This window comes from Zobellella sp. An-6 (assembly GCF_052487945.1).
Window position 1 is genome coordinate 1,924,157 of sequence record NZ_CP199259.1, and the last position, 12,398, is coordinate 1,936,554.

Here is a 12,398-nt window from a genome sequence, read left to right on the forward strand (position 1 = left end):
AAGGAAGGTGCCCACAGGGCACCTTCAGGTCGGATCACTGGGTAAGAACGAAGGGGGAGGTGTATTTGTCGACGTTGTCGGCCGTGACGATGACACAATCGAACAGTTGCTTCTCTCTATCGACGCCGGTACTGCCGGTACGCAGGTAGTTGTCGGCTTGGCGTACGGCGGCTTCGGCAAACACTGCGACAGGCTGCAGGACGGTGTATTCCAGCTCTCCCGCCCTGATAGCATCAATTGCATCAGGGGAGCCGTCGAAGCCGCCAACCTTGACCTGAGACAGCTTGCCCGCTTCTTTAAGGGCTGCGATGGCACCCAGCGCCATTTCGTCATTACCGCTGATGACGCCGGTGATATTGGGGTTGGCCTGCAGCATCGACTGCATTTTGGTATAGCCCTGGGTGCGATCCCAGTTGGCGATGTCGCCGGCCACCCGGACCAGATCGGGATATTGGCTAAGAACCGTAACGTAGCCGTTTGAACGTGTGTGCGAGTTGTTATCGGATGGAGCCCCGAGCAGCTCTACATATTTTCCGGTATCACCCATGCTTTCGACCCATTGCATGGCACCGAGTTCTGCCCCCTGTGCATTGTTCGATACCAACTGGGCTTTGGCCAGCCCTTCTTCGTTGATCTCGGCGTTGATCAAGAAGACGGGAATGCCCGCGCTATGGGCTTTGCGTACGGCACCGATAGAGCCGTCCGCATTGGCCGGGTCAAGAATGATCGCTTTGGACTTGTTGGTAATTGCAGTATCAATCAAGTTGCTCTCGGCGTTGGTATCCCCCCGGTGTGCAGCAACTGTGGCTTGGTAGCCCAGGCTTTCTGCAGTTTGTTTAGCGACTTCTCCCTCGGTGCGCCAATAAGGGTTGGAAGGATCATTGACGATGATTGAAATAAGTCCATCCGCCCAGGCCGAGGTGGTCATTAGCGACAGGGTTGCAGCCGAAACTGCCAGAAGACGTTTAGTGTATTTCAACATGCTGTAAACTCCATTTTGGTTTTTCGATTGCCGAGACTCGGCGGGTTTTCCTTACCCGATCCGGCGAGCCGCACAGGGTATGAATCAGTTTTTATGTCAGCTGCTTTTACCTTTGCGTTTGTACTGCAAGCTATTCAGCAGAACAGCAAGGACAATGACTGCTCCCGTGAATACGGTCTGCCAGTAAGCAGAAACACCGATGATCACGAGACCGTCAGACAGGAAACCGATAACAAATGCGCCAAGCAGGGTGCCGCGGACGTTACCGCGTCCGCCGGTCAAGGCTGCTCCGCCAATGACGACAGCCGCAATCGCTGTCAGTTCGTAAGTGGTACCGGCGGTAGGACCTGCCGAGGTCAGCTGTGACGACAGCACCAGACCTGCTATGGCTGCACAGATGCCGGACAACATATACACGACAATCTTGACGCGCTTGGTGGGGATACCAGACAGCTCGGCTGCGCGCTCGTTGCCGCCAGAAGCATAGAGCCAGCGGCCGAAGGCGGTACGACTGAGCATTATCCCGCAGAGAATGGCGACTGCCACCATGATAATCACACTGATGGGAATGCCGGCCAGTCGGTTGAAACCAAGCCAGTCAAAACCGGTATTACCGAGCTCTTCCGCGCCTGCGAGTTTATTGAAAGTCAGGCCATCGGTCATCAGCAAAGCAGCACCTCTGGCGACATAAAGCGTGCCTAATGTGGCGACGAAAGGGGGAACGCGGAAATGAGCGATCAGAACACCATTTATGATGCCGATGGCGGCGCCCAACATACAGGTGAGTAATGCGACAACCCAGACCGGCGGATAGAGAATAACCCCCATGGCATCAACCTGTACTCCTTGCATCAGATAACCGGCAAACACACCGGAAAGACCAAGGGTAGAGCCTACGGACAGATCGATACCACCGTTGAGAATGACCAGCAGCATGCCGATTGCGAGCAGCCCGAATATAGCCACGTGCGAAGACATGATGAGCAGGTTATTCACCGTTAAGTAGTTCGGTGACATTAAAGAAAAAACGATGATGATTGCAATAAGAGCGAAGTATGCTCGTCCTTCGAGTAGCAGACGGCCGATATTCAGACTTTTTCCGGTCTTACTCTCTGTCTTATACATTGCTTGACTTCCAATAGTAGCTGTCATTTTTTATACCTCGCATGTCAGAATGTATTAGTGGACTACCGATTCACCGGAAGCCGCCATGATCTCTTCTTTAGTCACGGATGGACCAAACTCAGCAGCTATGCGACCGCGATGCATCACGATGATGCGGTGTGCGATGCTTAGGCATTCTCCGACCTCTGAGGTGGAATAAATGACAGCGAGTCCGGATTTGGCTCGTTCCGCCAATAACTTGAATACCTCGGCTTTGGCCCCGATATCGATACCTCGGCTGGGCTCGTCCAGCAGCACCACGCTGGGATGAGTGGCCAGCATCTTGCCAATGACCACTTTCTGTTGATTTCCGCCGGAGAGGGAACCTATCTCCGCCTCACCGCCGGCAGTCTTGACGGTAATATCACGGATCATGGTGTCGATGATCCGTTGCTCATCTTTCAGCGATGTTACGAGCCGGCGGGTAAAGGCGCCGATACTGGCCAGTGAGAGGTTCTGCCCGACACTCATGGTCTGTACCAAACCGTCGCGCTGACGGTCTTCGGGCACCAGAACCAGGCCTGCTTGAATACGCTGTCCGATCGAAAGACCGGAGACTTCCTGACCATGCAGCAGTACCTGGCCGGAGGAGGCTTTGAGCCGCCCGCCGATGCATTCCATGAGTTCGGTTCTTCCTGCCCCCATCAGACCATAGATACAGACAATCTCACCGGCACGTACATTCAGGGACAAGTTATCGACCAGGTTGTAGCCGCCACTTTCGCTGGTAACGCTCAGGCCCTTGATCGTCAGAGCATTTTCTCCCATCTCATAACCGCTCGGAGGGGATCCCAGATCGAAGTTTTCGCCGACCATATGGCGGACGATCCACTCCAGATCGATATCCTTCCGCTGGGCGTAGGCGGTCATGGTGCCATCGCGCAGCACGACAGCATGATCGGTAATCTGCAATGCCTCTTCGAGGTGATGGGATATGTACACGATGGAAACACCGCGGCTGGTCAGGTCGCGAATCACCTTGAACAGCACCTCAACTTCGGACGCGCTCAGGGCTGAGGTGGGTTCGTCCATGATCAATACGCGAGAGTTAACCGACAGGGCGCGCGCAATCTCAACGATCTGCTGCTGTCCCAGGCGTAGTTCCTCCACGGGCGTGAGGGGGTCAATATCCTCTTCCAGCTCTTTCATCAACTGCCGCGTCAGTCGCTCTTCCTCCGCGTAATCGATACCCGAGGCTGTCATTATCTCTCGGCCCATGAAAATGTTGTCGCGGACATTGAGGTTGGGGGCCAGGCTTAGCTCCTGATGAATGATGGAAATACCCCGCTCCTGAGCTTCGGAGGAGGATGAAAAGGCCACTGCCTCCCCGTCCAGCAGGATGTCACCGGATGTCGGCATCACAACGCCCGACAGGATCTTCATCAGCGTGGACTTCCCTGCTCCGTTCTCTCCGAAGAGCGTAGTCACCTGACCGCGATGAATATCGAAGTTTACCCCCTTCAACGCATGGGTATTGCCGTAGGACTTGGCAATGTGACGTGCAGCCAGCACTACCTCTGCCTTATCCGGGTGCTCGCGAGGGATTTCCCTAACATCACTTGCATTAATACTCATTTGACTTCCAGCCTTACTGGAGTAACCAGCCAGTTATTTGTGTTAATCAACTTGAACACGCCTGTCACCTCAACTGTTTTGCCGGTCAGTGACGAGGTGTCGATGGACGCCAGGACTTCATCTTTCATCGCCCTGTTAAGGGCAGCCCCTACGTCCTGATATTCGATCTGGTTTTTGAATTGACCGAACTCGATAGTGCCTGTGGCGTCACGGATGTCCGTTCCGTGAATGGCGGGCCCTGTCTGAATCCGTATTTTCTGACCGTCGGGCATGCCTTCCACATCCACGTAGTAAATGCCTGCATTACCGCTGCCTACTGTGCCGCTGAAGGAGACGGGAATCACCGAGGCGGCACCGACGCTGACACCATACTTCTGGCCAGCCGCAGCCTTGTCGAGCTGGATATCCTCCCACAGCACCCTGGCATCGACGGCATTCTCGAGAATGTGATGTCGGATCCGCGGAAACTCTTGCAGACCATAGGCATCGGGCGAGAAGGCTTGCTGGCGGATGTCTTGATCCGAGCCTAAAACGATCACCTTGGTGTCCAGGGCCATGGCCGAAACGAGGACGGCTGCAACGGCTGCTCCTGTGAACAAGCGGCGACGGGATTGGGACGCTAAGCGTTGAGACAATTCAGTTTGCATATTGAGTACCCATCTGACACAGGCATAAGGAACTATCTGCCTGACAAGAACGAATAATGTGTTGGCCAACTGCTGCCCGATGAGGAGGCCTCAGCTTGGGCAGAGGTGAACAGGAATGAATAGACGCGGGGCGATGCATGTGCAGATTTCTGCACTCACCTTGAGTGCGCCCTGGGTGTAGCGGTGAACTTTGTACTACGGATATTGAACTCGTCTGGATCATTGCTATTTGTCTCGTTCCAAGCTCAAGCATGCTGTTTGTCTGTGATTTTCAACGAGCAAACCTAGTCCGCGCAGCATCCTTGCAATGTGTACCAAGTGTTAAGTTAACGTGAAATTCTCCGTTTACAGTCGGACAAATCACATTGACTGTCAATGAAATTTTTTACATTGATGGATAAAAATATCACTGTTGTCTTAGCTGTGTGAGCTCAGTCAACTTTTCTAGCCCTGGCATTTCTATAGTCAGCAGTTGGCCGTATGACGCTCTAGAGCATGGTTGAGACATTTAATAAATTTATTAAAAAACAAATGTTTATATCTATTCTTGATCGTTTTTTACGAGTCGTCCCGGTGGCCATAGGCTAGTCGGTTGCCGATGGTGATGCCGGAGGAAGCGACGAGCTGAGGGGGAAGAGGTGGGAAACTTTGAGGTTGACAGTAGATGGGTTAACCGAAATAATTTACAGGCATGTGAAAAAATTTCAGTCTCTGTGTTATCTCTGTGAGAGCATTCTCCGGACATACCCAGCGGCTTCCATCAATTCCTGGGAGTCAAGATGATCTACCTCAAGCGACATAGCTGCTTTTTTTGGCAGAAGCCGGCAGGAGGGCTGTCCCTATGAACTCTGCAGATATTCTCATCGGCATCGACGCCGGTACATCCGTTATCAAATCAGTCGCCTTCGATACCCGTGGCCGGCAGATAGCTGTCGCCTCGGTGCGCAATGAGTATCGTACCGGAGCGGGGGGAATGGCCACCCAGGATATGGTACGTACCTGGTGTGATTGTGCGCAGTCATTGCGGGTGTTGGCCGAGAAAGTCCCGGGGCTGGCAGAGCGCACACTGGCGGTATCTGTCACCGCACAGGGTGACGGTACCTGGCTGGTAGACGCCGAAAACAGGGCGTTTACCGACGCCTGGATCTGGTTGGATGCGCGCGCGGCACCCACCGTAAGAGATCTGAACGGTTCTTATTTATCCCGAAAACGGTTCGAAGCCACGGGCACAGGACTGAATGCTTGTCAGCAGGGCAGTCAACTGGCTCATATGGCCAAGCACGAACCGGCATTGCTGGCTAGGGCCGATTGCGCGATGCATTGCAAAGATTGGCTCTATTTGAATCTTACCGGAGTGCGTGCGACAGATCCTTCCGAGGCTTGCTTTACCTTTGGTAATTTCAGGACCCGTCGCTATGAAGACAGCGTAATCGAAGCGCTGGGGTTGACAGCCCATCGTTCACTTCTGCCCGATATCGTCGATGGTTCACAGGTCGCGCATCCATTGTCGGTTGAGGCTGCCAGAATGACCGGACTCAAGGCGGGTACACCGGTATCCCTGGCCTATGTCGACATGGTGATGACGGCGCTTGGCGCCGGTGTCCACACGGGAGAAGAGGGGGTAGCCTGCTCGGTGATCGGCTCTACTGGCGTGCATATGCGTTCTGTCGCCGCGGATCGAGTGTACCTGAACCCTGAAGGGACGGGTTATGTTATTGCGTTGCCTATTCCGGGGCGCGTTACTCAGGTTCAGTCCAACATGGCGGCAACCCTGAATCTTGACTGGCTACTGAACCTGGCGGCAGATCTGCTCACTTCGGCGGGCCTGACAAGCAACTTGAGCGATCTCGTACCCAAAGTCGATCAGTGGCTGGCTCAGTCCCCAACGGGACAACTTCTTTATCACCCCTATATATCAGAAGCCGGTGAACGAGGCCCCTTTGTCGATGCCCATGCCCGCGCCAGTTTTGTCGGACTTTCATACCAGCATCGTTTCCCCGATCTGGTGCGTGCCGTTGTTGAAGGGCTGGGGATGGCGATGCGTGATTGTTACAACGCCATGGGGCCATTACCCAATGAACTGCGATTGAGTGGCGGTGCGGCTCGCTCGCCTCAGATACGTGCCATCCTGGCTGCCTCACTGGGGGCGTCTGTTCGAGTGTCGGCGCGGGAGGAAGCGGGCGCGGCGGGGGCGGCGATGATGGCGGCGGTTGCCAACGGTATCTACGACTCAATGGATGCTTGTATTGCCGATTGGGTCAGCCCATTGCTCGGTGACGTCGAAGCCGCCAAGGCGGAGCTAACGTCCCGCTACAGTGACCTCTTCACCGAATACCGTGAAGTTCGCGAATCACTCTCCGGGGTATGGGGACGGCTTGTCAGTCAGCAACACCCATCTTCGAGCGAATACAGCAAGTCCCAAGTTTCCGATTCGGATCAACGGTCGGCATCGGAATTAAAAGGAGCAAAGGAATGAATACAGAACAGATGGTGGATATCTTCGTCATTGGCGGTGGCATTAACGGTGCTGGCATTGCTCGTGACGCGGCAGGACGAGGCCTGTCGGTGATTCTGTGTGAGAAGGACGACCTGGCAGAGGGCACTTCATCCCGCTCCGGCAAGTTGGTGCACGGTGGCCTGCGTTACCTGGAATACTACGAGTTTCGTCTGGTTCGCGAGGCACTTATCGAGCGTGAGGTGTTACTGAATTCTGCCAGCCACATTATCTGGCCGATGCGCTTCGTACTGCCACACAGCAAGCAGGATCGTCCTGCCTGGCTGGTGCGTTTGGGATTGTTTCTGTACGACCACCTCGGAGGGCGCAAAAAACTGCCGGGTACCCGTACGCTTGATTTGCACCGTGATCCCGAGGGGGCGCCGATCAAGGATACTTATCCCCTGGGCTTCGAGTATTCCGACTGCTGGGTGGATGATGCCCGGCTGGTGATCCTGAATGCATTGGATGCGGCACAACGGGGAGCGCAGGTGTTGACCCGGACCAGTTGTGTCTCGGCACGCCGGGACAGAGGTTCCTGGCTGGTGACGACTCGCAACGAGGTCACCGGTGAACAACAGCAGGTGCGTGCCAAGGTATTGGTGAATGCCGCAGGTCCCTGGGTCCGGCACGTGATTGATGATGTGGCCGGGGCCAGGAGCAACCGGAACATTCGCTTGGTAAAAGGTTCCCATATTATCGTGCCTAAATTCTGGCAGGGTCAGCAGGCCTATCTGTTCCAGAACCACGACAAGCGCGTGATTTTCATCAATCCCTATGAGGGAGATAAGGCGCTGATCGGCACTACGGATATTCCGTACGAGGGTCGGGTCGAGGAGGTGACTGCAGACGAGAGTGAAATCGAATACCTGCTGGCGGCGGTTAATCGCTACTTCAAGGAGCAATTGCGTCGCGAGGATGTGATCGAAACCTTTTCCGGTGTTCGGCCACTGTTTGATGACGGCCAAGGGAACCCATCGGCAGTTACCCGCGATTACGTTTTTGATCTCGATGAGACCGAGGGGGCGGCGCTGTTGAATGTCTTTGGCGGCAAGATCACGACTTTCCGCAAACTTTCCGAGCATGCACTGCAGCGTATCGCCAAACTGTTCCCGAGCATGGGGCCGGATTGGACCCGCTCGGCAACGCTTCCGGGGGGCGACATTCCTGATGCGGACTATGTGCAATTTCTCGACAGTCTGCGCCAGAAGTATGCCTGGCTTCCACGTAGCCTGCTGGACCACTATGGCCGTCTCTATGGCAGCATCACCGGACAGATCATCGGTCAGGTACAATCACTGAAGGGACTCGGCCAGTACTTCGGGGCCAACCTGTATGAAGCCGAAGTGCGCTATCTGGTAGAGAACGAGTGGGCGCAGACTGCAGAGGACATACTGTCGCGGCGGACCAAGGAAGGGTTGCGTTTGAATGACGAGGAGAAGGCAAAATTAGAAGCCTGGCTGTTTGATCACTATCCGCTCAAGGCTGAAGTGAGTCTGTCGGCGGTATCCTGATTATAGAGAGGTAGATTGAATGGCACTTACGTTAGCTCTTAACACCAACCCTTTGGTTAACCGTTTTGCAGACCCGGATGATTTGATTGACACCGTGGCCCATCAGATCAAGGTTCGGGATCTGCAACTGACCCATGAGTTCATCAACCCCAGTTGGCCTGCATCCGTCATCAGGCGCCTGACAAGGCAGATGAAGTCGGCGCTGGATCGCACCGGTGTCAGAGTCACGTCGGGAATGACCGGCCCCTATGGCCGACTGAATCACTTTGGCCACCCTGACGCTGATGTCCGGCGTTACTACGTGGACTGGTTCAAAACCTTCGCCGATATTACCGCCGATCTCGGTGGCAAGGCGGTCGGCACCCAGTTCGCAATTATGACATATCGGGATTTTGATGATCCGGGGCGCCGTGAGGCGCTGATCCGGATCGCGATCGATTGCTGGTCCGAAGTGGCCGAACATGCAAAAGCGGCGGGGTTGGAGTATGTCTTCTGGGAGCCGATGAGCATTGGCCGAGAATTTGGTGAGACGATTGAGAGCAGTATGGCTCTGCAACGGCGTCTGAACGATGCTAACATGGCAATTCCCATGTGGATGATGGCGGATATCGATCACGGTGATGTAATGTCCGAGAACCCGGAGGATTACGATCCCTATGCTTGGGCCCAGGCTGTGCCGCGCGTATCTCCGATTATTCACATCAAGCAGAGCCTTATGGACAAGGGAGGGCATCGCCCCTTTATCGCTGAATACAATGCCAATGGCCAGATTCAACCAAAGCCTCTGCTCGAAGCGCTGGAACGGGGCGGTGCAGTGGATAACGAGATCTGTCTTGAATTGAGTTTCAAAGAGCGTGAGCCGACAGACCGCCAGGTTGTGGCACATATCGCGGAGAGTGTGGCCTTTTGGGCTCCTTACCTGGATTCAGGTATAGACAGGCTTAACATTTAACGTTTGGGGCGGAAGTGGGTTGTGCCTTGACCTTCATCTGTGTCAGCAGGTGAAGGTTTTTTTCTGCTGCCCAGGAACGCATAGTCAAAGGAAAGAGCCTTGATCAGAAATTTTGGTTTTAGCATGGCGACTGAATTGTGCTTCGGTCGCGGAGAGGTAGCCACCCTGCCTGCTCGGGTCACGGTGCTTGGCAAACGCGTGTTGGTAGTACGGGGGCGTAATGCCGAGAGAACCGCGTCTGTCATAACGGGGTTGGAAGAGGCAGGGCTGGTGCTGAGTACTTTCGTTGTCGAGCGGGAGCCGGATATCGATCTTATCGAAAAGGGAATAGAGCAGGGGCGCCATCACCGCGCTGAACTGGTTTTGTCGATAGGTGGTGGTTCGGTGATCGATGCCGGCAAGGCATTGGCGGCGATGATTCCAAGCCCTACCCCTCTGCTGGATCACCTTGAGGTTGTTGGCAAGGGGTTACCGCTCAATATTGAACCACTGCCATTGGTCGCCGTGCCCACCACCTCCGGCACCGGCGCCGAACTTACCCGTAACGCGGTGATCGATGTTCCCGAGCACTGCCGCAAAGTCAGTTTGCGAGATAGACGCCTGCTGCCGAGGCTGGCGCTTGTGGATCCTGCCTTGACCGATAGTACCCCGTATCGGGTGACCCTGGCATCCGGTCTTGACGCCATCACCCAAGTGATCGAGCCGTTTATTTGCAAGCATTCAAACCCGATGACCGACGTGCTTTGCCGAGACGCCATCCCTCGCGGGCTTGCGGCGTTGCGTCGTTTGATGCAGAGCGAAGACGTCAACGCGCGCGATGAGCTATCATGGGTCAGCGTATGTGGCGGCATGGCGTTAGCGAATGCGGGGCTCGGAGTGGTTCATGGACTGGCCGGACCTATCGGCGGTATCAGTCATGCTCCGCACGGTGCAATCTGTGGTGTCCTGTTGCCTCATGGTTTGATGATGAATCTGAACAGGGCCAGAGACCCCGAAATCGTGGACCGTATCAACCAGGTCGTCGCATGGATATCGGCTGAATTCGGCTTCCGTACGGAAAGAGCCCTGAACGACTTTGATCTGTGGATCAAGGATTCGGGTCTCAAGGGGCTTGCCTCACTGGGTGTTACCCGTGCGGACAGGCTTGCCGCTGCTCATGCTGCCGCCAGTTCTTCATCGATGAAAGCGAATCCGGTCGCACTCACGGAAGCCGACCTGATCGAGCTGTTGGAGGCTGCAGTTTGACCGGCCTTTGCCCTTTAGCGGCAAAACCAGAAACAGTCATGCATTGCCTTGGGGATAAATTGACAACGAGTACCAGATGGAAAAATTAGATCTCAACCTTGATAACGAAGAGTCTCTTGCCATTCGCGCCGCCTGGCTGCATTACGTGGGTGGTTTGACCCAGGCGGCTGTCGCGAAACGCTTGGGCCTGACTTCCGTGAAAACACACCGTCTGATAGCCAGGGCGGTTGCGGATGGCGCAATCAAAGTGACGATCGATGGCGAAATTACCGAGTGCGTGGGTTTGGAAAATCAGCTTTTGCGGACTTATGGCCTCAGCTATTGTCAGGTTGCGCCGGATCTGGGGGAGGAGGGCATACCGCTACGTGCCCTAGGACAGGCGGGCGCAGGTTTTCTGCGGCAGCAACTGGCCAGCAGGAAGCCAATGACGATCGGCCTTTCGCTGGGGCGCTCATTGTCAGCCTCTATTTCTCATATGCCTCGAATGGAGGCCCACGATGTCCGTTTTGTCTCCCTTATCGGCGGACTTACGCGAGATTATGCGGTAAACCGGGATGACGTCCTTTACTGGATGTCGAGTAAGACCGGAGCGCCTGCCTACATTATGCCCGTACCGTTGTTGGCAAATACGGTCGAAGACCGTGAAGTCCTGCTCTCTCAGAGAGGTGTTCGTGATGTGTTTGCCATGGCCGAACACGCCGACGTCAAGCTGCTGGGTATAGGCACAGTGGATACGACAGCTCAGTTGGTTTCGTCTGGGACTATATCCCGTGAAGAAATCGAGGAGATTTCGGCAGCCGGTGGTGTTGGCGAGGCTGCGGGCCACTTTTTCGATAGGTCGGGAAACTTGCTGAATACCCGTCTGACGGCTCGCATTCTGTCGATTCCTTTCGCTACCAACCCAGAGGGGCAGGTGGTCGCGGTTGCGGGTGGTCCCGGAAAAATCGACGCCATTCGTGCAATACTGAAAAGCCGCATTCTGACGGGGCTGATCACGGATGAACGCACGGCTCAGGCCCTGCTCGGCTAGCGCCGACTCTGAATGAATATTCCGGCATAACCAGGTGCTGACCATTTGGTCTTCGCTCTCCGATATCACCAGGGGTGAATAACGACCTTGCCGGAAGTGAAGGCCGGCAAGGTCGGACCGACGCCTCGGATCAGATAATTGTCTGTCCGGTTTGTGCCCAGTCTCGCTCGAACTGAGCCAGTCCCTTGTCCGTCAGGACATGATTGACCAGATTGCGAATGACATCAGGCGGAATGGTGGCGACATCGGCGCCGGCAATAGCGGCATCCTTGACGTGATTGGCACTGCGTACGGAGGCGGCAAGTATCTCGGTATTGAAACCATAGTTGTCGTAGATGGCGCGGATCTCGCGAATAAGCTCCATACCATCGATATTGAGGTCATCCAGACGTCCCAGGAACGGGGAGATATAGGTTGCGCCTGCTTTAGCGGCCAGCAACGCCTGGTTTGCCGAGAAGCATAGGGTGACATTGGTTTTGATACCCTTCTGGCTGAAGTGACGACATGCCTTGAGCCCGTTCAGTGTCAGCGGAAGTTTGATCACGATGTTGCTTGCAATTCGCGCCAGATGTTCACCTTCGGCGATCATGTTTTCATAGTCCATCGAGGCGACTTCAGCCGATACCGGGCCCTCTATCAGATCGCAGATTTCTGCGATAACTTCGAGGAAATTTCGGCCTGACTTGGCAATCAACGAGGGATTGGTCGTAACCCCGTCCAACAGACCATAGCTGTTGAGTTCTTCGATGTCTTTTACGATTGCGGTATCAACAAAGAATTTCATGTTTTCTCCTT

The 12,398-nt window shown here is 54.9% G+C and carries 10 protein-coding genes; 5 read left to right on the forward strand and 5 right to left on the reverse strand.

Annotated features, from left to right (window positions below):
• Nucleotides 1–34: 34 nt before the first annotated feature.
• The 4 genes from ACT7DK_RS08895 to ACT7DK_RS08910 form a co-directional block, all read right to left on the reverse strand.
• Nucleotides 35–982, reverse strand: coding sequence for a D-ribose ABC transporter substrate-binding protein (locus tag ACT7DK_RS08895; RefSeq protein ID WP_094038467.1), 948 nt, complete (start codon nt 980–982; stop codon nt 35–37).
• Nucleotides 983–1,078: 96 nt separating this feature from the next.
• Nucleotides 1,079–2,107, reverse strand: a complete 1,029-nt coding sequence (locus ACT7DK_RS08900) for an ABC transporter permease (protein WP_094038468.1) — start codon at nt 2,105–2,107, stop codon at nt 1,079–1,081.
• A gap of 54 nt (nt 2,108–2,161) precedes the next feature.
• Nucleotides 2,162–3,721 carry a sugar ABC transporter ATP-binding protein gene (locus ACT7DK_RS08905; protein WP_445398347.1) on the reverse strand — a complete coding sequence of 520 codons (1,560 nt, stop codon included), beginning with the start codon at nt 3,719–3,721 and terminating at the stop codon, nt 2,162–2,164.
• Nucleotides 3,718–4,368 (reverse strand): DUF2291 family protein, encoded by a 651-nt coding sequence (locus ACT7DK_RS08910; protein ID WP_445398349.1) that lies wholly within the window; start codon nt 4,366–4,368, stop codon nt 3,718–3,720. The genes ACT7DK_RS08905 and ACT7DK_RS08910 overlap by 4 nt, the downstream gene beginning before the upstream one ends.
• Nucleotides 4,369–5,209: 841 nt before the next feature.
• Here ACT7DK_RS08910 and ACT7DK_RS08915 point away from each other — a divergent pair.
• The 5 genes from ACT7DK_RS08915 to ACT7DK_RS08935 all read left to right on the forward strand — a co-directional run bounded on the left by ACT7DK_RS08915 (nt 5,210) and on the right by ACT7DK_RS08935 (nt 11,603).
• Nucleotides 5,210–6,844: an FGGY-family carbohydrate kinase gene (locus ACT7DK_RS08915; RefSeq protein WP_096779048.1), complete on the forward strand. Its 1,635-nt coding sequence runs from the start codon at nt 5,210–5,212 to the stop codon at nt 6,842–6,844.
• Nucleotides 6,841–8,376, forward strand: coding sequence for a glycerol-3-phosphate dehydrogenase (locus ACT7DK_RS08920; RefSeq protein WP_445398352.1), 1,536 nt, complete (start codon nt 6,841–6,843; stop codon nt 8,374–8,376). The genes ACT7DK_RS08915 and ACT7DK_RS08920 overlap by 4 nt, the downstream gene beginning before the upstream one ends.
• A gap of 19 nt (nt 8,377–8,395) precedes the next feature.
• Nucleotides 8,396–9,328, forward strand: coding sequence for a sugar phosphate isomerase/epimerase family protein (locus ACT7DK_RS08925; protein ID WP_096779050.1), 933 nt, complete (start codon nt 8,396–8,398; stop codon nt 9,326–9,328).
• Nucleotides 9,329–9,427: 99 nt separating this feature from the next.
• Entirely contained in the window at nt 9,428–10,573 is a 1,146-nt protein-coding gene (locus ACT7DK_RS08930; RefSeq protein ID WP_445398354.1) for an iron-containing alcohol dehydrogenase, read from the forward strand.
• A gap of 76 nt (nt 10,574–10,649) precedes the next feature.
• Nucleotides 10,650–11,603: a sugar-binding transcriptional regulator gene (locus tag ACT7DK_RS08935; protein WP_094038475.1), complete on the forward strand. Its 954-nt coding sequence runs from the start codon at nt 10,650–10,652 to the stop codon at nt 11,601–11,603.
• A 130-nt stretch (nt 11,604–11,733) separates the two neighbouring features.
• Here the strand turns inward: ACT7DK_RS08935 and fsa are convergent, their stop codons facing one another.
• Complete coding sequence (gene fsa / locus ACT7DK_RS08940) at nt 11,734–12,387, reverse strand: fructose-6-phosphate aldolase (protein WP_094038476.1); 654 nt, start codon at nt 12,385–12,387, stop codon at nt 11,734–11,736.
• Nucleotides 12,388–12,398: the final 11 nt, after the last annotated feature.